This window comes from Peribacillus sp. NPDC096540 (assembly GCF_050278525.1).
GTDB lineage: Bacteria > Bacillota > Bacilli > Bacillales > DSM-1321 > Peribacillus.
The window spans coordinates 18,856-43,376 of record NZ_JBNNTG010000011.1; the positions used below are offsets into that span (position 1 = coordinate 18,856).

Genomic DNA, 24,521 nt, shown 5'->3' on the forward strand with positions numbered 1-24,521 from the left:
CATCAAATATTTTATTGAATTATTTCATATAATTGGTAGTTTAATTAAATGATAAAGTATTCTGTCAAAACCGTCAATTCACTCAAACTTAGGATGGATTAATTCTTTTATGTATCAATTTCGTTTCTATGAATAGGAAGTGTAATACAAAAGCAAGTTCCTTTCCCTTTCACACTTGACACACTGATAGTCCCATTCATATTTTTGATAGTACTATAAGTAACCATCATACCTAGTCCTGTTCCTTTTTCTTTTGTCGTAAAATAAGGTTCACCTAAGCGGCTTATTTGTTCCTTTGTCATGCCAACACCTTTATCTTGAATCTTAATTTGGAGAGTAGTGGAGTGAAGGAATAAATGTATGTATAGTTCGCCATTAACTGGCATCGATTCGATGCCATTTTTAAAAACATTAAACAAGCTCTGTTGAAATTTTTTGCTATCCCCTATGATATAATAAGCGTCATCTTCCAATAGAGATAATTTTAAGTCTATTCCTTTCATGTTTGCCAAGGGCTTAATAATATTTACCGCATCCTGAATCTCCTTGGACACTCTTAAGTGTTCATTATTTTCAGGTGTTGTTGCTGCAAACGTTAAATAATCATTTATGACTTCTGTAGCTCGATCTAATTCCTGCAAAGCGATACTTGCATACTTTACCTTTGTTTGCGAAGATACGTCCTCTTGTAACATTTGAATATATCCTCTAGTTACAGTAAGGGGATTACGAACTTCATGTGAAATACTTGCAGCAAGGTGACTTACGATTTCTAACTTTTCTGCTTTCACTATTTTTTCCAGAATCTGAAAATTCGTAAGTATTACCTCCCACAGAATAATCACAACAACAATGCCAACGACTTGGATTATAAAGTATTGTTTCCATAGACTGATACCTATATTGATTCCAAATACTTGTGTTGAAATAAACTGTGTAAGAACTTGAAAAATAAAGATTAATAATATACTGACGATATTTTTTTTTAATAAAGACATTTTTAAATAATATTTAGAAATAAAAAATGATGAAATACCAATTAACGGAAAAGTGATGCACGAAATATAAAATCCATTTTCTCCCCCCGTTAAATAACGAATAATCAGTGTGATGGCTATTAATAAAAAACCTAATCGATAACCTCCATATAAACTACCTATAAGAAAAGGAATCCATCGAAGATCCCAAACAAAGTGTTCTTCGACAACCACTGGAAATAACATACATAGAACAAGTGAAAGAATAGGAAAAATGGCTAAAAACCAACCTTTTAATGCATCTAAACGGTACACGTATTTCACTAGATACACCATTTGCAATAAAAAGATGGGAAGAAGGATTAATAAAAAGTTAACCAGTAAATCTTTGGTCATAAGATTCATATTCACACCGAACTTTCAATGTTTTGCGAAAATTTTGAAATGCATATAAATCATAACAAGATAGGGAATTTTAAGCTAGTATAATAATTGAGTAATTTTCTATAAAGATATATGTAATTCACTGAGGTACATCACTGAATACGAAACAAAAAGCGGTCGATTTTGTCTGAAAAATGAATAGGGGAGAACTCCTTCTAAAAAGACAAAAAAAGCACTGAAACAAATTAGTACTTAGTCATGTCAGTGCCTCCAGATATAATTCTTAATAAAGAGCTGTTTTCGCGAGCATAGTAATCGTTGCATCGTCCATTGGAGGATTGTGAAGTCCCGCACGTACATCTCTGTAATAACGTTGCAATGGATTCATCCTTTGTAAGCTTTTGGCCCCAACTACCCTCATCGCTTTATCGACAATGGATATTGATTTGTTTACGACAGATAACTTAACTGCACCCAACTCTTTCGATAATTCATCATGATTTTCAGCTTGTGTTTCCCATTTTCCCGCGACAGAATAGAGGAAATGGCGTGCTTCAATTAATTCCAGTTCAATTTCTCCAATCATTCTTTGAACATTTGGAAGATCTCGAATTGGTCCTGGCAAGCTATTTGGTGAATAAGTCTTCGCAAATTCGACTGCATAATTTCTCGCTGCCATTGCTATTCCTAAATAGCAAGCTGGGATATGTAACAGCCAGGATTCAGGATTCTTTTTGCCAGGTTTGCTTTGCATGACATAATACTTATCTGGAAGGATGACTTCATTTAACACTAAATCATGACTTCCTGTACCCTGCATAGAAATCATATCCCATGTTTCTTCTATACTTATCCCTTTTATGTTTCGATGAACCAAAAAGGTGCCAAGTTGCTCATCCTGAGGTACCCAGGCTGTAACAAGGAAAATATCCAGGACAGGTGATAGGGTCGTAAAGGTTTTTTTGCCATTCAATACCCATTGATTACCTTTTTTGATAGCTGTCGTTTCCGGACGTCCTCCACGGGTCGGACTCCCTGTTCCTACCTCTGATGCAGCCGTGTTGATGAGAGCACCTTTGGACACCTCATCAAACAATTCGTCCATGACCTCTTTTTCCCATGGTCTTTTTTCAGTCAGAGAAAGTACCGTTCCGACATGCCAGCCAATTCCTAAAGCAGTTGGACCACAATACTCGGCTATTTTTTCCTGGCTAAGGAGGAAATCATACAAGGAACCACCATTACCTCCATACTCTTTTCCTAGCGTTAATTTAGGATACCCGAAATCCTTTAACTCCTGAATATTTTCAAAAGGAAAGCCTTTTGATTCATCAAGATTTTCAGATCTTCCGGAAAAAGGCTTAATCACTGCCTCTAATCTTTGTATATATTCCTTTTGCTCTGCTGATTGAAAAAACGACATGAAAATCATCCCTTCTATATATGTAAAACAAAATCCTATACCATCTAGCAGTGTAAACAGCATCTGCTAAAACTCAGCTTTATCATATCACTTTAGTGGTGATTACTTTTTGAATTTGCCCCATTAAGAGTCGATGTCTTCATTTTTATATTGTTTATTAGCATTCTTATAAGCTTCTTTCGCTTGATTCATATCTTTATTTTCTATGAAATATGCAATGGCAGCTTGACCGATACCATAAGTAACAGCTCCCGCTACGGCACCTGAAACAGCAAGACCAGCGCCTGGAATAAATCGAACTGCAGCCCGAACACCTTCCCTGACAAGCAGACCAATTCCGACGTTAATTCCTAAAGCTGTGATGAATTCACTTGCAGTTTTCGTATTGATATCTTTATCTGCGATAAAACCAATCACAACAATCATCAGGCCTTGGATACCAGTCAATATTGGAAAATCAGCAAAAGGGATGGGCTCGGCACCGATTAGACTGGCAATGGCTGTAAACGTACCCACGATTGTCCGCGCAAATTTCTTCTTAACGAATTGGCTCTGTATCGCCTTTGCTGTCTTTAGTTTCGCTTCACTGGGTAAGGCCTCAATTAAGTAATCAGAAAGCAAATCGATGTTCCAGCGCATGTCATATTCAATATTTCCCTTTTCATCAAAATCAATATATGAACAAATTGGAATGATGTTCAATAGTGGGATATCACTTTCTTTAAACCGCTTAGACATTAAACCGATGGCCTCATCAATATGCTGTTTTTTCTTCGGATGGGCATCAAAAGGTACTTGCTTATAATGTGGCGGATCTAATTCATCAACTTGGGTGATAACACAGATTACTGGCACATCATAATGATGTTTATCTTTCACAATTTTCCGCAATTTACTTAACTCTTGTAAATCCTCTTCAATCCGAGAATCCGTTTCTTTTGCTTTGATTAAGAAAAGAAACACATCCGGCTGTTCCTCAGTGACCGCTTTAATTAATTCATCCATTGGTGTCACTTCTTCATAGTCTTCCGTAGGAGTCTCACTCTCACCCAATCCACGAGAGTCCAGCAGACGAATTTTAGGTTGGGAATCACTCGGATACCAAAGCCATTTACCCTTACCAGTTCCTGATTTAACGGAGCTAACGTATTGCCGTTCCTGGCCAAACATTGCATTAATTAGTGACGACTTACCTGAACCGCGCCTCCCAACAAGAGCAATTCGCGGTTCCCTGGCATCAACCGTCATCGTTTTAAGCCTCAAAAGCTGATCGAGCATTTTGTTCTTTTTCGATTCTGAAATAGGTAATTTATCGACCTGACCTTTAATAAACGTAAACAAACTGCCCATTTCATCGTGTTTCTCTACCATGTGTATTCCCCCTTGATAAGAACTGTTTTATATAATATTCACCCCTGATTGGTTCAACTTAAGCATGTTCATCGAACCATCCCTTCAGCTTAAGGGGATATACTGTTCTTCAGGAATCTAGAACTGGATCAAATCGTTCGTTTTTGTCAGGATTTTTCTTTTAGAAACATAACCACACTGGCCATGTATTTTTGAATCTCCTGTACTTGATAAGCGGCTGAATCAGCAATCTGTTTGTAATGATGTTGTCCTTCATCAGTAATTCGTAAATAACGTTTTGTACGTTTTTCACTTTCCCATCTGCCAACAAGCAGACCGGTCTCTTCCATCTCATGAGATAAATCGTATAAATACCCGTTAGAAGCAATCCAACCGAACTGATTTTTAAGCAGGTCCCCAATTTCCCCCATATAAATGGGCTTCTTTTTGAAAGCCGCCTTCAATGTGACATAACGGACTAAGTCCTTTACGGATATTATTTTCGAGAAATAAGATCGGTATTCCTCAGGAAGTTCGTTCACAACAGGAGGGTTTTCACCTGAACCTTTTAAATCGAACATGAAGCGGTCAATGACATTTTTCACTTCAGAAAAGCGTTCTAGAAAATTCTCCTGGTACCATTTATAAAGCTCTTTCCCTTTGTCCGTAATTTGATAAAAATTTCTTCCTTTGTTCGTGTATAATGATAAATGGCCGGATTCAACAAGAGTATTAGAAATCTTACATAAGTAGTCATAGCTATGCACTTTTCCAGTAAACAAATTTTTCAGGTCCTGATGAATCGCCCTTGGATAATTCGTTTTTACTGTTAAAGAATGGAGTAAAAAAATCGTTAAAAATTCTCTTTGGCTTAAACCAACCGATTCTACCGTTGTAGACAGTTTTTCCCCTTTCTTCACTGTCAAAACCTCCTTTATATTGTGTATCAGTTAACTCGTTAGAATAAATATTTCTTCGTCCTCCCCTTATTATCCTGCGCTACCACATAATAGTAAAGTTTTTAATATCTAATCCACTTAGTACTAGAGTTAGGAATTTTATCTATTATCGATTAATAGAATTCTGAATATTCTGTCGATGTCTTTCCTCGAATAAATAGTTATATGGAAGACATTAAAAAAGCAACGACCCATTAATAGGCCGTTGCTTTTTTAAATACTTTTATTGTTCCGTTAAAATAATCGGAGCTTCTTTTGTAATAACAAGAGTATGTTCATATTGAGCGGAAAGTTTGCCGTCCGTTGTTCTAGCGGTCCAGCCGTCTTGGTCCATTTTCATATGCCATGTTCCTGCATTCAACATTGGCTCGATTGTGATGACCATTCCTTCTTTCAGACGGGCACCTTTACCTGGTTTACCATAATGTAAAACGGTAGGGTCTTCATGCATTGTTTTACCAATGCCGTGTCCTGTGAAATCACGGACAACAGAAAATTTTTCGCCTTCTGCATAAGATTGGATCGCATGCCCAATGTCGCCAAGGCGATTGCCTGCCCGGGCAACTTCAATACCTCTATAAAGTGCATTTTTAGTTACATCCATCAAACGTTGAGCTTCCTCGGAAACCTCACCAACTGCATATGTCCACGCTGAATCCGCCAATCCACCATTAAGATTCACGACCATATCAATCGTTACGATGTCTCCCTCTTTCAAGGCTTTCTTCTGCGGGAAACCGTGGCAAATTACATCATTCACAGATGCACAAGTTGCATATTTGTAGCCATTATAGCCCTTTTGTTCCGGCGTTGCACCGTGCTCAGCTAGATATTTGTCGACAAACTCTTCAATTTCCCAAGTTGTAATGCCAGGCTTAATCATTTTAGCGATTTCTCTATGCGTCGCAGCAAGAAGCTTGCCTGCTTCATGCATCAAATGTATTTCTCGTTCACTTTTTATTGTAATCATTTAAAATCCTCTTTCGTTTATTATCTTTTCTGATTGAGACTCCTTATTTATCATATGCCTTTTTTTATATAAAAAGCAACCAAAAACCCGGTAAAATTACCTGGTTTATAATTTGATCGCTTTTTCTGTATCCGTAATCGGCTGGTAACAAACATGATTCTCACAAATATAAATCGTCGTATCATCGATTAGACTTTAATTACTTCATAAAAGCGCCCTTTTCTTGAATAAAGCTCAAGGATTAAAATATTTACAAAAACTGGGTAAAGGGATAATAAAACTAAAACAATAATAGTTACATATTTTAAAAATCTTTTTGCTTTCAAGAGTTTTATTTAATAGGCTCTGTTACATTTCATTGCTGATTTTTATAACCATGAAAAAAAGACCGAAAATTCGGTCTTTGTACTAAACATTCAAATCTCTTTTTTTATAATAAACATAGGTTACGACCAAAAGTGATAGAATCAATATTAGTGAAATTACTACAAAGATTACATCCAAACCGCCGCCATACATCACATTTTTCGATTCAAAATATTTAAATGGGGTAAAATATCTTAAGCCTTCAATGTTCTCATTCAAATCAATAACGATTGATAACATATACGTAAGTAAAAGGATTCCAGTAGCTGCTGACGCAGCCGTTTTTGGTTTCTTTTTTACAGCAGCGAGTGCGCTGCCGATAACCATAAACAAGACCTGCAAAAAGAACATTGCCGCCATTAATATGGCGATTTCACCATTAACCTCCTCACCATCGCTGTATTTCCCTAAAAGAATAATGGACGAAACGAATGTTGCGAGATTAAAGATCACGATATTTGTGAATGCTGCCAATAGCTTAGTTGTAATGACTTTACTTCTAGATACTGGTTTTACAAATAAAAACTCAGATGTTTTATCCCGTTCTTCTTTGGCAATAATGGTTGCTCCGAGCATTACTGCATGAATGGTTGCCATTAATAATAAATAGAGAAAAAGCATACCATAGTAGCCGCTGGCCTTCGTTAAATCTAAATCACTAAAACCCAATACAGCCCGCAGCGATTTTGGAATATCTGCCATCAAATCATTTATCGATTGGCCCGATGACGAATACGCTTCATATTTAGTCATTCCTGATGCCACCATAAGGAAGACACCGATGCTCCAAAATATGAGCGATTTTCGATGATACTTCAATTCTTTTAAAAATATATTCATGACCAATCCCCTCCATTTAGCTTCCCACAAGGAAAGCTAGCATTCTTAAACAGCATGTATATCCTTCTTGTTATAGACGACATAACTAGCTGCAATGGCAAGAATAATAATAACTGCACCAACAATCAAAAATGTTGCTTCATAGCTGGAATGTTTAATGATATAGGCGGTGTCGAAATATTTAAACGGCGAAAAATAACGTTTCACTTCATCACCTGTGGTATCACTGAACATTCCCACAAAGTAGAAAACAAAGACGGTAGCAAGCGAGACGGTCAACACGGATTTGATCTTTTGGAAAATAACGGAAATTATGATTCCTAAGGCTAAGAATATCAGTTGAATGAAAAAAATTGTAAGCGACAGCAAAAAGAAAATTTTCAAGCTAAAATCATCAGTCTTGACTTGTAATGTCACAAAGCTAGCTGCAGCGAAATAAACGATATTTGTCATGACAATCGAAACCAAAGCTGCCAATAACTTGGCTGTCAAAATTTTAGTACGGGAAAGAGGCTTCGTTAGCAAAAAGTCCGCTGTTTTTTCACGGGCTTCCTTGCTGACAATGGAAGTGCCTAGATTCATTGCCTGGATTGCTGCGCAAAGAGTAATAAACGATAATGGGAAGCTATAGAATCCTATAATAGTAAAGAAATTTTCTTGATTAAACCCGAGTGCATTTCTTAACGCCTCTGGATAATTTTCCAATATTTTAATAAAATCCTCTGCATCCTCAGCAAATGAAGAATACATCGACATAAAAATAACGATTATCACAATTAACGATAGCGACCATATGATCGTAGACTTTCGATAAGCCTTCAATTCATGCATAAAGATATTCATTGTTTCTTAGGCCTCCTTTTCGTAATAATGCATAAAGATCTCCTCAAGGTCTGGCTCTTCGATCCACAGATTCGCGATATCAATTTCAGAGATTCTTTTCATCACTGTATTGATATTACCTCTAAATAAAAAGCTGATTACGTTATTGTTAACCTCTAATTTATTGACCCCGCCGATTTGAAAGTAATTCTTGTCTAGGGCTGATTTCGTCTCAATTTTAAACTTTTTATAGTTGCTTTCTTGTAACGTACTAATCTTTTCTACCGTTACGATTTTACCTTCTTTAATGATGGCAACTCGATTACATAATCTTTGAACCTCGCTAAGGATGTGCGACGAAAATAGAATCGTAGCACCTTTTTTATTCTCTTTCTCTAATTGTTCAAAGAATTTTTGCTGCATTAATGGGTCGAGCCCGCTCGTGGGTTCATCCAAAATAATGAGTTTAGGTTCATGGAGCAGCCCTTGAACAATCCCGAGCTTCTTCTTGTTTCCTAAAGAAAGGTCATCAATTTTTTTATTGAGATCCAAGTCCATAATTTCTGCTAACTCTTTGATTCTCTTACTACAATCCTTTTTATAAAAGCTGGCTGAGTATTTTAAAAGTTCCTTTACTTTCATATTGTCATAGTAAAAAACTTCTGATGGTAAATAGCCAATTTCCTTTTTTATTTCTGGAGCAAATCGAATACAGTCTTTCCCAAAAATCGTGGCGCTGCCGCTCGTTGGGTAAATGAGCGATAATAATGTGCGAATCGTTGTCGACTTCCCAGCACCATTAGGTCCAATAAACCCGAAAATTTCACCCTGTTCAACATTAAAACTAATATCGGATATTCCTCTTGATTTGCCGTAAGTTTTGGTTAGATTTTTAATTTCTATTGCGTTCATCTATAATACCTCCCTTTTTTCTCCTCAGTCAGTTATGCGGCATGACCAATTTTTATTCGTATAAAGAATTCCTTAGTATTTCCAGGTATTCTTCCATTTCTGCCATTGTCTCCTCGCTATCGATTTGCTCTAGGGATAGGGACAATGCTTTTTCTTGCATTTGATAGGCAAACCCTTCCAATGTCCAATTAATAATGTTGATCGCCTTTTTGATATCAACCCCTTTTTTAAATTTAGAAAGATCAATATCGAAAAATAATTTATTAAAGGCACTTTCGAACAATTCCTTCGCCCTGCAGTTTATATCAATTTTCACTGCAGGTGATGAGTCTTTATAGATTGACTTAATGAAATTTAACATTTCAGGATAAATTTCATATATTTCAATTTTCAGCAATGCGATTTGCCGATAGCGGACAAAAATGTCTTTTTCTTCCCAATTTATTTTTTTCATAATTTTTTCCATTAGAATATCAATCATATGTTCATACAAGAATAAATATAATTGCTTTTTATTTTGGAAATAATGGAATAACAACCCCTTTGATATTCCCGCTTCCTTAACGATTTCATTGGTCGATGCCTTATCATATCCCTTCTGGGCAAATTCCTTTATCGCAGCATTTATTATGCGGTCTTGTTTTTCCTTATCCAAGTTCAAAAATTTTGAAAACATAGGGGCGGCCCTCTTTTCTTTCATTCTAAAAAATTACGGTTGACCACATCAGTCAATACAATTGTACTCTCGCTGACCTCTCTGGTCAATGGTGTTCAAGCTATATTTTTTAAAAAAAAATGAAATTTTTGTATTTGTAACTCCGGAATAATGTTTGCTCAAATTGATACTATTAACCTTGATAAACGAACAAAAAGAAAGAGCGTGTTTTGAAAAAGATTTTGATCAAAAACGCGCTCTTAATATATTCATTTGAATTATTCATTTATAAAATTTCTGTGTACCTTCCTCCATTAAAGCGCTCGTTAATTGAATAAGGATCTTAACGTTTAGATTTTCAAGAAATGCTACACCAATTGTGTATCCAAGATAAGAAAGGATAAGCCCAACACCAAAGGTGGTTACTGTATTTATTTATAGTGCGACTGAAATTAATAAAAAGATGGTTTTACAGTAAATCATATAGACCCATGATTTGTAATTGGGTACAGGTTCCCATTTAAGGCAAATGAAACTCTACCTGTTTCCTCAGATACTACCAGTACAAGAGCATCACTTCGTTCAGTTAAACCTAAAGCAGCACGATGGCGTGTTCCAAGCTTTTTACCCCCTGATGATCTGTCTGAAAGTGGAAGGACATTTGCTGCGGAATCAATATGATTAAGAGTAACCAGTACAGCACCATCATGTAGTGGATTTCCAGGAAAAAAAATTGATTCCAATAAAGAATGGGTTAATTCTGCTCCAATTGAAATTCCTGGTTGAATCAAAGATTCAAGAGAATCTTCCCGTTGAATCACAATTAAGCCACCATGTCTCAGATTCGACATATTTTGTACGCAAATTGATAATTCGGGATATTTGTCCGTAAACGGAGACAAATAACAGTTTAAATAAAAAGTTGCAGCTTTCATATCAATGTATACAAAATTCTCTTTGATTTTTTCAAAATTCCCAAGAAGACAATAGTTTTCATTATCCATTGCTTCTAAGTTATTCTGTAATGCAGTTATCACTTGGCGAATATCCTCTTTTAATATTTGTTTCATTGGTGAAAAATCGCAATTGCTATTATTCACTGACGCGCACCTCCCTACTATTATTTCACTTATTTTTTTTGCAATAATCCATCATTGAACGCAAAAAGCTCAGTCTATGTTTTCATACTATTTTTTATCAATTTACAGCTTTTTCAATCTATATATTAATGTACTTAAGTTTGTCTTCGTGAGAATTATTTATTCATTTAATGAAAAAAGCATGTTAAGCAAAACCAGTTTCTATTTCTCTTCATTCATCTTTGACACAAATCAGGAATGACTTTACATTTTTTTATGTCATAAGGGCAAGGTAAGACAATAAATATGTTAAGAAGATATTATATATATGAGGTGGTATAAAATGCCTTACGTAACTGTATTTGACCGAGGAACTTTTGAAGTTGAAATGGGTAAAAAGTTAGTATTAGCACTGGAAGAAAACGACATTAATATTCTCCATCGATGTGGAGGGAAAGCAAAATGTGCGACTTGCAGAGTAGAAATATTGGCAGGTGATTTTTTTGAGGTAACACATAAAGAAAAAAAGGCCTTTGAGGATAAAGGAATTGAAGATCATTTGCGTTTATCCTGTCAAATTTTCGTGAATGGAGACATAACCATTCGACCGATCATGACTGTAGAAAACTCTGGAATTGCCGCTGGACCAAGGCCAGCTGACTAAATTGGACCAATATTTTATGTGAAATAAGTCTGCAAAGTTCGCTGGCATTTCTGGAGATGAAAATAAAAACAGAATCAGTTCTAACGAAAACATTACACCCTTTCAAGAGGTATATGAGGTAAAGGAGGTAATTGTATTCTAACCGGGTCTCCGGGGTGAACCTCACCACTCTCCATAACTATGCTCATTATTCCTGCTTTCCGTATCAAATGCCCCTGCTTATCACGGTCTAAAACTGCTTTCATAAGACCTGATTTAAATTGATCTATTTGGACACATGGATTTCGTAAGCCTGTTACTTTAATAACTGCTGTTTCCCCAATATATAGAAACGTATCCCTTGGTAATCCAAGCAGATCGATACCTTGTGTGGTGATATTTTCACCCATTTGTCCAGCTGTAACATTAAAGCTATCTTTCAACTCATCTAATAATTCTGAGTGGATTAGATGAACTTGTCGCAGGTTAGGTTGATTTGGGTTACTTGCTACACGTGAACGATGCTTAACTGTTTTACCTAAATGGGCATCTCCTTCGACTCCCAAACCTTTCAACAGTTTTATACTACTGCAATTTTCCTTACTAAATGTGTGTTTATCACTTTTACTTACAGCTATTACTATTCCACTAGCCGAGCCAATTTTTTCGTAATTCATTATCATTCAACTCCTTATAATACTTATATTTGACATATTTATTAAAGTATCCTGCCCTTTTAGTTGAAGATTAAGGAAAATTAGTATCTAATTCAATTAATGGCGCTTTTCCGCAATAAAAAAAGGATCTTCAATCCGAAGATCCTTTTATACTGCTGCTTCAATGAAACCAATTATCTCTTTGGATGAAGCGATTTTAAAAAAGGATTTAAAAAATTTTTTCAACTAGACGAAATTTATTCGGAGTCATGCCAAATGCAGCTTTAAACTTTTCGATAAAATAGCTAGTACTTGAAAAACCTACTTCTAATGAGATTTCTGTAATCGAACTTTTTGTTCGAACTAATAGCTCTTTACTTCTATCTAAGCGGTAAGACAATAAATATTGAAAAGGCGTTCGGCCCAGATGCTTTTTGAAAAGCCGATTGGTTTCAGCTCTACTTAAAAAAGCAACATTCGCGACATCATCTAGTGTGATTTTACTTCCATAATGATGATGCATATATCGCAATATTTCTTTTACTCTTGGATCGTAAACTACTTTTTTCTGTCCATGATTAGGTGCGATGTTCGTGACCAGACGTTCAATACAGAAAAGGTACTGTTGTGTAATCACTAATTCATATCCAAAAGATTTGTTCTCATACGAGACAAATCCGTTTTTGATTGCTTCAATAATGTCATTTTGCCAATCGATACTTGGAGAAAAAGGAATAAAAGGAACTTTTTCATTTTGAATAAGGAACCCTATATACTTCTTTTCAATATACGAACTGGCTTTATGCACACCTATATTCCAACAAATATATCGGCCATCATATGAATCGGCATGTACTTCATGAATTACTCCTGAATTAATAAAAATCCCTTCTCCTTCATTTAAGTTAATTTCTTCACCATTAATTTGAAAACATACATGACCTCCTGTTACAACCACAAACTGTAACTCCTCATGCCAATGAAGTGGGATGTAACCAACAATATTTTTCCGAATATTAGTATGATAGAAAATGACAGGCCAGTGTGAGTCTTTGTATTGTACAAGTTCTTGGTACTCTGAATTAATAGAAATGTTGTAGATTTGCATTTTATCACCTCAATATTCTTATATTTTTAGAGATTAATTCGCTATTTATACACTTTAATATTCTATATATTGATTATATCTTAATATTGATAGGTGATTATATGAATAAACAAAATCGTTTAATAGGAATATTCTTTGTCATTTTTGGAGCTAGTTTTTGGGGGATTGGTGGGACAGTCGCGCAGCATCTGTTTCAATCAGGTAATATCGATGTGGATTGGTTTGTGACTACACGACTGTTAATCGGGGGGATTCTCTTGCTAAGTAGCCAATTAGTGAGCAGTAATCGTAAGCAACTTTTTCAAATTTGGAGGGAAACGACCAGTCGGAATCGGTTAATCATCTTTAGTCTTTTCGGCATGTTACTTGTTCAATATTCTTACATGGCTTCCATCGCTCTCGGCAATGCTGCAGTAGCTACATTGCTACAATACTTAGCACCGATTTTTATCATTTTTTATTTCATTGTAAAAGGGATTCAAAAATTAACTCATTCCGACCTTTTGGCCATTAGTTTGACACTCCTTGGTACTTTTTTATTATTAACGAATGGATCGTTTCATAATTTATCTGTACCCTATACAGCTGTTATTTGGGGAGTTATTTCAGGACTATCATTAGCTTTTTACACACTCTATGCACGTTCGTTATTGGAGTCCTTTTCATCCGTAATTGTTGTTGGCTGGGCTATGTTACTTGCCGGAATTGTGATGAATTTTGTTCATCCTATTTGGGCAAACGAAGCTATAAATTGGTCCACTTCCATTTACATAGCGTTAGGGTTTACAATCCTCTTTGGCACAGCACTCGCTTTTTGGATGTTTATCAAAAGCTTAGAATACTTAACAGCAAAGGAAACGACTTTACTTGGCACAGTTGAGCCTTTAACAGCTGTTGTCAGTAGTATTCTTTGGTTGCAGTTACCATTTGGATTATGGCAGATTGTTGGTGGACTCCTTATTTTAATATTAGTTGTTTATCTATCTCTACAAAATAAGAAAAAATAGAAAAATCCAAATTCCTTTAACAGAGGAATTTGTCTACAGTTTTTTTAAGGGTTTTAATAATTCGAACGTTGATTGGGCGGGGCACTCGCTTTCCTCGGGCGGTCCGGGAGCCTCCTGGCGCCTTTGCGCCTATGGGGTCTCCCTTGGACGCGCTTTTCCCGCAGGAGTCTCACACCTTCCGTTCCAATCTACTTTATTAGATATAAGCTTTTGCCTACAGACTTTTTTGTTTTAATGTAGCTTTAGAATAAAGTTTGATCAAATTAATACTAATAACCTTGATAAACAAACAAAACACGCTCTTAATAATTTTATAGAATCATTTTTTAATAAAAAAGTTTGATCATTTCTATGATATTTCCTCCATTAAAGCGCCCGTTAATTCAATAAGGGGTACCACCAGCAAAACGCGAATTTGCAACGTTAAGGAAAGTCCAAAATGAAAACCAACTGCAAGAACCCAAGACATGGCTTAAACAGTGTGATCCATGCTCCTGTGCGATTGTCAATTATGGCAGCACTCGCATCTGAGGCGAAACTGACTTTCATTTTCTCCGTGATACCATTGAAGTTAGTGATTCCCTTTTATCCAAACATATCAGCACATTGGAATCTCCCGGATTTGTAGAAGTCATCAAAGGTTATGTTAGAAAGCCCCCCTGCACCTGGTATACATTGACGGAAAAGGGAAGTTCGGCATATAGGGATTATCGGAGAACGCTTAAACAAATTGTTGAAAATGAAACAGCTGATTGACATTTAAAATTTTAATTTGACACCCTACTACAAATATACACATAAATAAAATGACACTAATGAATACAAATGGCCCGGCTTCAAGCTGGGTTTGGTTTTATCACTTTCCTAATTCCGTTAAATGGCCCGATTGTTGAATAGAATGACTCGCATTTTTTTAACAACTTTATTACTTTTTAATCGACTTTTTTGTAAATTAAACAACTTAAATGTCACTTAACTGTTGAGCTTGCTCATTAAGCGATAAACCTTTATTAACAATGAAAAATCCCCTCAAAGTAATAGTGTAATATCCATGTATATACATGGATGTTACACTGTCTACTTAAAGAGGATAATCCAACAGGGAGCCCTTATTTATGTCTACTCTATAGGGTCTATTTCAAGTTCTGAAGAGACTTTCCATTCACATAATCAGTATTATCGTAAGTCAATGTTGTCTCTAGTTTGGATTCGACTTTTGTATAGCTGATGAAATTTGATGAAAGAGATAATTCTCCAAGGTAAGATATATCCTAGTGCTACAGTCATAAATAGTGATGCTTCTGTTTCTGGACCTAGCCATTTTAAATAATCACGAAGCAAAAACCGGAAAATAAGTACGATGAGAAAAGTAATGATAAAGCTTTTGCTTTTTACAGCATAAATATGCTGATCAGATCGGAGTTCATAGTTAGTGGTCCAAATAAGTGGAATTGACAAAAGGAACCCAAAGATACCTGCACAAACCCATTCCCAACCAGCGACATGTGCTTTTGGATTTAAAATGACGGGAATACAGGGTAATAACAAAAATAGTATGGGTAAGAGAATGCTGATCCCGTTTCCCTTAATAGGACGATACATTGCTCTGGTTCTACGCCATAAGACCAATACAGCAATTATGATCACAATATAATAAAACGAGGAAGATTCCATAAATTCACCTCTATACATAGTGTATTTCAATTATATGGGAAATATAGATGGTTTAGTAGTGGTATTTGTAGAAAGAAGCAGCCGTTACTTAAGACGGCTGCCTTTTTGTTCTGTTATTCACTAATTTTAATAAGTCTGTTTAATTTAAAGAGAAAAAATGATAGATAAATAAACTAATGGGTTAGCATCAAGAAAATGCTGAACTACCGTTTAATTTGTAAATGAATTGGTGTAAGTCTTTGCCATACCATACGTGACAAGTACTGCATCAAGACCATTTTCAATCATCTTTGGTAATTCGGCAATAGTACCATCAATGCCTCTGGTATTCGTCGAGAAGTAAAAGCCATCAAGCGCTAGTGTGATTGACTTCCCATCTTCTGCAAATATGTTTGCCATTCTCCTTGTTTTTGGCATGTATTCTCCCCATTTCTATATAATGAACAACAAAAAATCCCCACAAAGAATCGACAGCTATCTGTCAACTTTTGTGGGGATTCGCTTAGTCACATACCCAATTGGTCATGCTATTTTGTTGTCCATTTTATGATAACTCAATCATATGGGAATTTAAGTTTTCTGTTAAGGATATTTTTGTATCCGTTTTCCTTCGTATTCGATTTACTTTTTTTCCATAACCGCAAAGTAATTTTCTTCATTATCAGCAAAGTTAAATACTCTACCAAAAGGCATACTTACAAGTTCTCCGACTGTGATATTTTTATCAGACAAGTCTTTATATAATTTATCGAGATTTTCAGAGTAAAACATTAACGACGGTGTATTAAGATTTAATTCAGGCTGCATTTTTGCAATTAATTCTTTATTGTGGAGAATGATGCTCGTTTCTGCTTCCTTAGTTGGAGCAATTTCAATCCATCTCATTTGGCCGTTATTTTCTTCAGAAACCACGGTAAACCCTACTTTTTCTGTCCAAAATTTCAATGTCTCATCTTGGTTATTTACATATAACATAATTTGACCGACTTTATTAATCATTTGCTTCACTCCATTTCTACTAGTTAGGTTAATATTGATTTTTTTTCGTAAATCTTTTGCTTTTAAAACATGTATGATTATACCATAGGTTCGAAAGTAAAGTGATGGAATGAAAAAAGCAATGACCAGGCATGCAATCCACCACTGCCTGATCATTGTTTTTTATTATATGAACTATTTTGTCATTGTTTGGGCCGTAATATCTACTAAGGGTTCATTATAGTCGCTATGCTTCTTCTCGCTCTTATCAACAACGGCAGCCCCCACGATATCACCGGTGACGTTACATGTTGTAAAGACCATATCCGTGAGAACGTTCACTCCTGCAGTCAGGCCGACAATCTCAATTGGCAGGCCAGCCTGAGTAAAGACGATGGACATGCCGATCAGCCCGGCACCAGGTACACCAGCAGTTCCAACGGCAGCGAGTGTTCCTGTTAAAATGATGCCAATGATCATCCCGAGGCTTAAATCGTAACCGACTATATCTGCGGCAAATACAACGCCTACACCAAAATGAATGGCTGAGCCGTTCATGTTAACAGTTGCGCCAACGGGCAAGGTAAAATTTGCTACCCGATCGCTAATCTTGGCTTTTTTGGCGGCTTTGAGAGTAACAGGAAGAGTACCAAGGCTGCTGCACGTGACGAAAGCGGTTATCATAGCTTCGCTAATATTTTTGAAAAATTGCAGGACAGGCACTTTAAACACCAACAAAATCAGTGGAAAAATAATAAACATTTGAATGCCGACACCGAGAAAAGAAGCAGCGACGTATTTTCCTAAAGATAGCAGTGTATCAAACCCTTGATTTCCGATAGAAGTAGCCGTAATGCCTAACACCCCAATCGGAGCATATTGAAGAATACCATTTAATATTCGGAATGTTACTTCACTTCCAGCTTCTGAAAAGTTTAATAACAACTCACCTTTGTCTCTCATTCCGTTCTCCTTGGAATGCCTCATGAATGAAATAGAAAAGCCAACAACAAGCGCTAGAAACACTACACTCAAAATATCACCATTAGCTAGCGACTGGAAAATATTTGACGGTACAATATTAAGTAAAACATCTAACGCTGATGGGGCATCGGGAACTTCAAAATCCGCATCTCCTGGCATATTTAACCCTATCCCTGGTTTAATCAGTTTTGCGATCCAGATACCCAACATCAGTGCAAAAGCTGTTGTCAATAAATAATAGGGGAATATCTTTCCGCCAATCCTGCCCAGCTCTTTCGGGTTGGAATTGTTGACGGATACGATTAAAGTTAACAAAATAAGTGGCACGACAATCATTTTAAGAAGCTTAAGGAAAAGCGTCCCAAAAGGTTCCAATACACCGGCCGACTGACCGAATATTAATCCAATAATGACACCGAGAATAAAGCCAGTCGTGATTTTTAATATAAATGATTTCTCTTTATACCAACTCCATAGTTGAAACATTAAATCCCCCCTATATTAAATTGAATGAAGATAGTAGTTCATTCTTGTTCAGTGTGATTCGGACAGAAACTCACCATAAAAGAAGCTATCCTTATATCCACATTTTTCCGGACTCTTGAGTATGGTTACATCAGCTTCATTTCCAGCTTCTTAGCACAATTATTTAACTAATTATCGTATTTTTTTTCATATTTTTATAGTTCCATAACTTTACGCAAGACTTAAAGTGAATGGTGAGGATATATATCGATAATACAAGATTTGGATTAAAAGCCAGCTACCCTTCGGGGGAAAACCGGCTTTTACATTTTTGAGGTGTAAGAATTAAGGACTCTAGGTGAAAACTAAGGAGTTATATTATCTTTAAAATATCAATATGTCTGAGTTCCAGAGGGTTTCCCCAACAGAAATCGCTTCTATATACAAGAGTAATTATTTTGGCTTTCTATGCTTTTTGCATCGACTTTTCTCTGATAGAGTCAATGGTTGATTGTACAGAAATCTGCTGCGGGTTTGTCATGATTTCAATAAGTGTTACTCCTTTAGAAAGAAGTGCACGCTCAAGGGAATATTTAAATTCTTTGTGCGTGGTTACTCTAAAACCTTGCGCACCCAGGGCAGTCCCGAGAGATGAAAAATTCACATCACTTAACTCAGTGCCGATAACTCTCTTTGGATAATGCAATTCTTGATGCATACGAATCGTTCCATACATACTATTGTTAAATACAAGTGCAATCACCGGAATATTGTAACGGACTGCCGTTTCTAACTCTTGTGCCGTCATCATAAAACCACCATCACCTGATAATGAAACTACTGTTTTATCCGGCTTTGCCAGTTTGGCACCTACAGCCGCGGGTAAACCATAACCCATCGCACCAGATGTTGGACCAATATATGTTTTGGAACGTTTAAAGGAATAAAAATTGTGTAACCAACTTGCAAAATTACCGGCATCATTTGTAATAATTGCATCCTCTGGGATTGTATCCTGAAGAATACGAATAATTTCCTTGTTATCTACACTATGCTCCTTCTCCGCATCTACTCTGTCTCCGGCATGTTTATAAATTTCATGCCTTTCGTTTGACCATTTAGACCAGTTTCTATCCACCTTCATATCAAGCAATTCTTCTAGTGCTTCTCTCGCATCGGCAACAATACCAACATGTGGACTATACACCTTACCGAGTGTCTTCTCGTCAATATCGATATGAACCAATTTCTGTTCCGGGTTTAAAATGCTATAATCCTGAGTTGTAATCTCCGATAAACGAGTGCCAATTGCCAACACCAGGTCAGCTTTACGAAGAGTATCGAGTATAGGCACGAAAGTGCCAAGTCCAGAGTGACCGACATACAACGCATGGTCATTAGGAAACACATCATGACGACGGAATGACGACATTACTGGAATCTCGAATTTTTCTGCCAGTTTACGTAACGCCCGTTCTCCATTTGCTGCAGTCACACCGCCTCCAGCAAGAATAACTGGACGTTCTGATTGTTCCAGCAATCGTTGAACGAATACGATCTCTTGAGTGCCTGGACGTGGTGCCGGAACTAGAGTAACAGGTCGAAAGCTCATTTCCGCTTCTGCTACGAGAACGTCTTCCGGAAGAGCAATTACAACTGGTCCCGGACGCCCGCTCTTTGCAATGCGGAACGCCCGCTGCACTAGTTCTGGCATACGTTCTACGTCTTTAATTTCCACGGTCCATTTGGCAAGGTGACCGAAAAAACGATCCAAGTCTACCTCTTGAAACCCTTCTCTGCCCCGGAATTTGCTATGGACCTGGCCTAAGAAAACAACCATGGGCGTGGAATCCTGGTAAGCAGTATGAATACCAATAGCTAAGTTGGCACCGCCTACCGCCCGCGTCGCCATGGCGACACCCGGTTTACGTGTCGCTTTGCCGTATGCCTCAGCCATAAAAGCGGCACCGCCTTCATGACGTGTAGAAATCAATTGAATGCTTTCCGTTTCATAAATGCTATCCATTAAAGGCAAATAACTTTCTCCAGGAACACAGAAAACATGCTCAACTCCTTCTAGCTTCAAACATTCTACAATAGCACGTGCTCCATTCATCGCTTTTCCCATTGTTTTCCCCCTCCTATAATTCCAATATTCGAAATAATATTTCATAAATCACAGAACTACACGGTAATTGTTATTTTTGTTTTGATACGATGAATTGCTTCATACAATCTTTCAGTCGGCACGGATAAAGAGATTCTAAAATATCCCTCTCCGTATTCTCCAAATGCTACTCCCGGCGTTACAATTACACCGGCTTCTTCAAGTACCTTGTTTGCAAATTCACTAGAATTGTATCCTTTTGGTACAGATGCCCAGATAAAAAAACTTCCTTTCGGTGTATCGGATTCAATTCCTATTTCCCGAAGTGCCGCAAGCATTCCTTCCATCCGCCCTCTATATATATGATTGTATTCTTTTACGCAATGTTGTTCAGACACTAGTGCAGTGACAGCAGCTTTTTGAATGGGAAGGAACTGGCTTGTATCCATATTACCCTTCACAACAGATAGTGATTGAAGAGCTTCTTTGTTTCCTACTGCGTACCCAATTCTCCATCCTGTCATGCTATATGTCTTTGAAAGAGAACCAAACTCAACGGCAATCTCCTTTGCGCCTTCTACTTGCAGAATGCTTGGAGCTGTATATTCGTTAAATGTAACCATTTGATATGCAGCATCATGTGCAATTACCATGTGATTACGCTGAGCAAAATCCACAGCTTCCTGGAAAAATGCTAAATCCGCTACAGCGGCCGTTGGATTTCCCGGATAATTCAAAAACATTAGCTTCGCTTTTTCGACTTCTTGCACGGGAATTGATGTAAAATCTGGTAAAAATCCATTTTCCTTTAATAGCGGCATACTATAAGGAATGCCATTGGCCAGATAAGTAGCCGTTCGATATATGGGATATCCTGGGTCTGGAAGCAATACAGCATCACCTGGATCAATCGATGCAGTAATAAAATGAGCGATTCCCTCTTTTGAACCGATTAGCGCAAGAATTTCCGTTTCTGGGTCCAAGTCGACATTAAAACGATTTTTATAAAATTGGGCCACCGCTTTTCGGAGTTCTAGACAACCACTGTAACCAGGATATTTAAAATTTTTCTGGTCTTTCATTTCCTCGATTAATCGATCTACAATATGCTGTGGAGTGGGCAGATCTGGACAACCAATGCCTAAATCAATTATATTTACTCCTTGCTCAAGTAAATATTGTTTCTTTTTGTTAATCTCATCAAACAAATAAGGAGGGACATTCTTAACACGCTTCGGTTTTATAAACATTTTTTCTCCTTTCTGTGCAATCCCTGTTCCATATTCATAAGGGTATTTTATATTTCATTGAATTTTCCAAAAAAAAGAATGGATTAATGACCCGAGTTGTTCATTGCATAACATGTGGCTAGCCTTATGTGTAATCATTAACTTTGGTTTAACCTCCATAGCCACAGTCTCTGGTTTAACACCACAAGCCCCAAAACAGGCACTTCCCCTTCTCTTATAGTAATTGGACGCATGCTTACTGTTAACGGCCTTCAAATATTCCTGCTTTCCTACATGAATATTTGTTTTAGATACAAGAGTGTTGCAGTCAATATGACGAATAGGAATGTTGTTACTTAATAAAGCATGTTCGAACGTAAAACTGCAACCTAGAAGAAAAGCAACCATATCATCATCCCAATATTGGAAAATATAAGTGGCCGCCTTGCCATAATAGCTTTAGATTATCATTGCTGCGCTGCTTGTTTTAGATTTCCCCCTCACTGAAAACCCTTTCATTCGGACCTGGAAATATCCGCACAAGACGTGGTGTTTTTTAATCAGGTATATCTTCTGGCCGTAATTTTCTTCCTGATACACAGTTGGATCCAAATCACGATGCTCAAACATGAATACTGTAACCGTTCTTAAGTGCCTAACATTTTATTCCTCCAAACCAGTCTTCTTCAGTTCGCTTCTCAAATAACGAGTATCACCTATGGTCACAAATACTATCTCCTGTTAATATCAATCAATTCTCCATCTATAACACGAAAAATCTACAGAAGAAACGGTCCATCTATTCGGATCGCCTGCATGAAATCCACAAGATATGTTTGCAGAAGTAATCAATTTGATTACATCCTCACCCATTCCTAGCCTATAAACTCCAAAGCTTTCTCCTATATCACAGTTTAAATCATTACGCTTCATAACCACCTCTATTCCATTTCAAATACTGAAATGGTATTTCTTTTTTATCTATAAACTTATTTTAAAACAAAAAAACTAAATATTCAAACATTTTTAAAAATAATGCTATGTATTTTTTGTACTTTACACTTCAATCATTATTAACAAAATTATTTTTATCCTATTTATAAAAAATAATATTCATTTCTATATTTGAAACACCGTTTAAAATATGATTAAATATTTGATAAGGATAGACCGTTTGGGGGGAAAACATGAACCAAAGTGTAATTAAAGCACTCAGGTTGCTGGATTTTTTCTTAGAAGAAAAAAAAGAGTTAACACTTAGTGAAATAGCAACGAAATCTAATATGCCAAAGCCATCAGCCTATCGATTCCTCACATCTCTGGAGGTCAGTGGTTTTTTAGTAAAAATAAAGAATACCGAACAAGATGTTCGCTACCGTTTGGGTCTAAAGCTGCTTGAATTAGGTAACATAGTCTCAGAACAATTAGATTTGCGTACCATTGCTTTACCCTGGATGAGAGAACTTTGTGCTGACATTAATGAAGCTGTGCACCTGGTTATACTCGATGGAGATGAAGCTGTATACATTGAAAAAGTAGAAAGCAGCCAAGCGGTACGGCTGCATACCAGGGTTGGGAAGCGTTCTGAGTTATATGTCGGTTCCGGTCCCAAATTGTTGCTTGCTTATTTGCCTGAGACAGATCGGGAAACACTTCTGGAAAAAATGGCTTTTACTAAACTGACGCAGTATACAATAAAAAATAAAGAAATTCTGTATAAGGAAATTGAACAAATACGGTGTAATGGATATTCCATTAGTAAGGGTGAGCAGGATGAAGAAACAATAGGTATTTCCTATCCTGTACTTGACTATACTCACAAGGTTATCGCTGCGCTTACTGTAAGTGGTCCGAATACAAGAATGCAGGAGAAAGTTGAAGAAACTATTCGTAAGAAAACAAAAGAAACAGCCAGTCAAATTTCAAATGAACTAGGATATATAGAAACTAACGTTCTATAGAAATTCTGTAAACGACAGGGATTTCAGCCGCAACTATATCGATCATTAAAAGAAGAGCAAACCCAGTAAAAGGTTTGCTCCCAGTTATATCGAAACTAAAAAAATCGATCCAGCAAAATCTATAAAACTAATAAGTTTAACCATTATTAATGGTTTTGTTCACCCTAACGCACCTAATGAGGTTTTTATATGAAAGTAATTTTCTTCTTTTGGTAAATTCAACCTTATCTTTTGAGCTTCTCATTCCAATATCTTCTGTGCACCAATTGTAAATTCACTTTACCAAACCGTTGCGAGTGCCTTAATTACAACCTGCGTTCAGCCATTTCTGGAGCCATTTTTATGCTTTTCAACGATACACTTGGTCGGACAATCAATTCTCCATATGAAACACCTGTTGCGGCGATTGTTGCGATGATGGGTTACCTTCTACCGTTAATCGTACGAAAAGGGGGCAAATTAGTAGGTCCTAGAAATCAATTATTTATCCCCGTCGCCATTCAAATTGGTGATGGCTAATATTACTTGCAGACACCATCGGACGTAATTTAGTTGATCCGGATGGTATTCCAGCAGGGATTTTAGTCGCATTAATTTGTGCACCCCACTTTATATATTCACTTTTGAAAAAATAAGAATCAATATGGTCTTAATGTTGATAGAATCCCTTAGGACTACATTTATTCTTAAGGGATTCTGTAAGATTGTCTGATCCAAATTCCTATAGACTACACTCATGCTCTGGTCGTAGATTATCACGATTATTTATGACCATTACGATGGTACTGGTTTCGATTCTTACCACTGTGTTAGTTCTTTTTCTTCTGTTTGTCCTTGTCACTCTGTTTGTTCTTTTTCTTCTGTTTGTCCTTGTCATTCTGTTTGTCTTTGTCACTCTGTTTGTTCTTTTTCTTCTGTTTGTCTTTGTCACTCTGTTTGTTCTTTTTCTTCTGTTTGTCCATGTCACTCTGT

The 24,521-nt window shown here is 36.7% G+C and carries 22 protein-coding genes and 3 pseudogenes; 5 read left to right on the forward strand and 20 right to left on the reverse strand.

The features are described from left to right. Nucleotides 1-107: 107 nt before the first annotated feature. The 10 genes from ACQKMR_RS11790 to cdaS form a co-directional block, all read right to left on the reverse strand. Nucleotides 108-1,301: an ATP-binding protein gene (locus ACQKMR_RS11790; RefSeq protein ID WP_427697470.1), complete on the reverse strand. Its 1,194-nt coding sequence runs from the start codon at nucleotides 1,299-1,301 to the stop codon at nucleotides 108-110. 343 nt (nucleotides 1,302-1,644) lie between these two features. Continuing rightward, the gene (locus ACQKMR_RS11795) at nucleotides 1,645-2,784 is read right to left on the reverse strand and encodes an acyl-CoA dehydrogenase family protein (protein WP_427697471.1); all 1,140 of its coding nucleotides are present in this window, start codon (nucleotides 2,782-2,784) and stop codon (nucleotides 1,645-1,647) included. A gap of 123 nt (nucleotides 2,785-2,907) precedes the next feature. Continuing rightward, on the reverse strand, nucleotides 2,908-4,155 hold the full coding sequence (locus tag ACQKMR_RS11800) for a GTPase (RefSeq protein WP_427697472.1): 1,248 nt from the start codon (nucleotides 4,153-4,155) through the stop codon (nucleotides 2,908-2,910). A 146-nt stretch (nucleotides 4,156-4,301) separates the two neighbouring features. Then, nucleotides 4,302-5,054 carry a helix-turn-helix transcriptional regulator gene (locus ACQKMR_RS11805; protein ID WP_427697473.1) on the reverse strand — a complete coding sequence of 251 codons (753 nt, stop codon included), beginning with the start codon at nucleotides 5,052-5,054 and terminating at the stop codon, nucleotides 4,302-4,304. Nucleotides 5,055-5,316: 262 nt separating this feature from the next. Continuing rightward, a complete protein-coding gene (gene map, locus ACQKMR_RS11810) occupies nucleotides 5,317-6,063 on the reverse strand; it encodes a type I methionyl aminopeptidase (protein ID WP_057215668.1) in 747 nt (248 codons plus the stop codon). A gap of 408 nt (nucleotides 6,064-6,471) precedes the next feature. Beyond that, nucleotides 6,472-7,269: an ABC transporter permease subunit gene (locus tag ACQKMR_RS11815; protein WP_427697474.1), complete on the reverse strand. Its 798-nt coding sequence runs from the start codon at nucleotides 7,267-7,269 to the stop codon at nucleotides 6,472-6,474. A 45-nt stretch (nucleotides 7,270-7,314) separates the two neighbouring features. Then, nucleotides 7,315-8,112 carry an ABC transporter permease subunit gene (locus ACQKMR_RS11820; protein ID WP_427697475.1) on the reverse strand — a complete coding sequence of 266 codons (798 nt, stop codon included), beginning with the start codon at nucleotides 8,110-8,112 and terminating at the stop codon, nucleotides 7,315-7,317. Nucleotides 8,113-8,118: 6 nt separating this feature from the next. Continuing rightward, complete coding sequence (locus ACQKMR_RS11825; protein ID WP_427697476.1) at nucleotides 8,119-9,003, reverse strand: ABC transporter ATP-binding protein; 885 nt, start codon at nucleotides 9,001-9,003, stop codon at nucleotides 8,119-8,121. 52 nt (nucleotides 9,004-9,055) lie between these two features. Next, entirely contained in the window at nucleotides 9,056-9,679 is a 624-nt protein-coding gene (locus ACQKMR_RS11830; RefSeq protein WP_427697477.1) for a TetR/AcrR family transcriptional regulator, read from the reverse strand. Between the two features lie 458 nt (nucleotides 9,680-10,137). Further along, a complete protein-coding gene (gene cdaS, locus ACQKMR_RS11835; protein ID WP_427697478.1) occupies nucleotides 10,138-10,758 on the reverse strand; it encodes a sporulation-specific diadenylate cyclase CdaS in 621 nt (206 codons plus the stop codon). Nucleotides 10,759-11,080: 322 nt separating this feature from the next. On the opposite strand from cdaS, the gene ACQKMR_RS11840 reads away from it, so the two are divergent. Beyond that, on the forward strand, nucleotides 11,081-11,401 hold the full coding sequence (locus ACQKMR_RS11840) for a 2Fe-2S iron-sulfur cluster-binding protein (RefSeq protein WP_427697479.1): 321 nt from the start codon (nucleotides 11,081-11,083) through the stop codon (nucleotides 11,399-11,401). 92 nt (nucleotides 11,402-11,493) lie between these two features. Here the strand turns inward: ACQKMR_RS11840 and ACQKMR_RS11845 are convergent, their stop codons facing one another. Together ACQKMR_RS11845 and ACQKMR_RS11850 are read right to left on the reverse strand one after the other, a co-directional pair. After that, complete coding sequence (locus ACQKMR_RS11845; RefSeq protein WP_427697480.1) at nucleotides 11,494-12,057, reverse strand: MOSC domain-containing protein; 564 nt, start codon at nucleotides 12,055-12,057, stop codon at nucleotides 11,494-11,496. A 208-nt stretch (nucleotides 12,058-12,265) separates the two neighbouring features. Beyond that, nucleotides 12,266-13,144, reverse strand: coding sequence for an AraC family transcriptional regulator (locus ACQKMR_RS11850; protein WP_427697481.1), 879 nt, complete (start codon nucleotides 13,142-13,144; stop codon nucleotides 12,266-12,268). A gap of 101 nt (nucleotides 13,145-13,245) precedes the next feature. Between ACQKMR_RS11850 and ACQKMR_RS11855 the strand changes: the two genes are divergently transcribed. After that, nucleotides 13,246-14,151: a DMT family transporter gene (locus ACQKMR_RS11855; RefSeq protein ID WP_427697482.1), complete on the forward strand. Its 906-nt coding sequence runs from the start codon at nucleotides 13,246-13,248 to the stop codon at nucleotides 14,149-14,151. Nucleotides 14,152-14,697: 546 nt separating this feature from the next. Further along, nucleotides 14,698-14,907, forward strand: a pseudogene (locus tag ACQKMR_RS11860) (transcriptional regulator); the annotation flags it as partial. A gap of 420 nt (nucleotides 14,908-15,327) precedes the next feature. On the opposite strand, the gene ACQKMR_RS11865 reads toward ACQKMR_RS11860, so the two are convergent. The 8 genes and pseudogenes from ACQKMR_RS11865 to ACQKMR_RS11900 form a co-directional block, all read right to left on the reverse strand. After that, the gene (locus ACQKMR_RS11865; protein ID WP_427697483.1) at nucleotides 15,328-15,825 is read right to left on the reverse strand and encodes a CcdC protein domain-containing protein; all 498 of its coding nucleotides are present in this window, start codon (nucleotides 15,823-15,825) and stop codon (nucleotides 15,328-15,330) included. A gap of 210 nt (nucleotides 15,826-16,035) precedes the next feature. Further along, nucleotides 16,036-16,242: a hypothetical protein gene (locus ACQKMR_RS11870; protein ID WP_427697484.1), complete on the reverse strand. Its 207-nt coding sequence runs from the start codon at nucleotides 16,240-16,242 to the stop codon at nucleotides 16,036-16,038. A gap of 204 nt (nucleotides 16,243-16,446) precedes the next feature. After that, nucleotides 16,447-16,824 carry a VOC family protein gene (locus tag ACQKMR_RS11875; protein ID WP_427697485.1) on the reverse strand — a complete coding sequence of 126 codons (378 nt, stop codon included), beginning with the start codon at nucleotides 16,822-16,824 and terminating at the stop codon, nucleotides 16,447-16,449. A gap of 174 nt (nucleotides 16,825-16,998) precedes the next feature. Beyond that, the gene (locus tag ACQKMR_RS11880) at nucleotides 16,999-18,273 is read right to left on the reverse strand and encodes a dicarboxylate/amino acid:cation symporter (protein ID WP_427697486.1); all 1,275 of its coding nucleotides are present in this window, start codon (nucleotides 18,271-18,273) and stop codon (nucleotides 16,999-17,001) included. Nucleotides 18,274-18,718: 445 nt separating this feature from the next. Further along, nucleotides 18,719-20,380 (reverse strand): thiamine pyrophosphate-dependent enzyme, encoded by a 1,662-nt coding sequence (locus ACQKMR_RS11885; protein WP_427697487.1) that lies wholly within the window; start codon nucleotides 20,378-20,380, stop codon nucleotides 18,719-18,721. A gap of 56 nt (nucleotides 20,381-20,436) precedes the next feature. Continuing rightward, complete coding sequence (locus ACQKMR_RS11890; protein ID WP_427697488.1) at nucleotides 20,437-21,609, reverse strand: LL-diaminopimelate aminotransferase; 1,173 nt, start codon at nucleotides 21,607-21,609, stop codon at nucleotides 20,437-20,439. Between the two features lie 54 nt (nucleotides 21,610-21,663). Further along, nucleotides 21,664-21,996 (reverse strand): D-glutamate cyclase family protein, encoded by a 333-nt coding sequence (locus ACQKMR_RS11895; protein WP_427697489.1) that lies wholly within the window; start codon nucleotides 21,994-21,996, stop codon nucleotides 21,664-21,666. Between the two features lie 396 nt (nucleotides 21,997-22,392). Further along, a pseudogene (locus ACQKMR_RS11900) lies at nucleotides 22,393-22,521 on the reverse strand (LamB/YcsF family protein); the annotation flags it as partial. A 254-nt stretch (nucleotides 22,522-22,775) separates the two neighbouring features. On the opposite strand from ACQKMR_RS11900, the gene ACQKMR_RS11905 reads away from it, so the two are divergent. Together ACQKMR_RS11905 and ACQKMR_RS11910 are read left to right on the forward strand one after the other, a co-directional pair. Further along, nucleotides 22,776-23,549 carry an IclR family transcriptional regulator gene (locus tag ACQKMR_RS11905; RefSeq protein WP_427697490.1) on the forward strand — a complete coding sequence of 258 codons (774 nt, stop codon included), beginning with the start codon at nucleotides 22,776-22,778 and terminating at the stop codon, nucleotides 23,547-23,549. 318 nt (nucleotides 23,550-23,867) lie between these two features. Continuing rightward, nucleotides 23,868-24,184, forward strand: a pseudogene (locus ACQKMR_RS11910) (iron chelate uptake ABC transporter family permease subunit); the annotation flags it as partial. Between the last annotated feature and the right edge of the window lie 337 nt (nucleotides 24,185-24,521).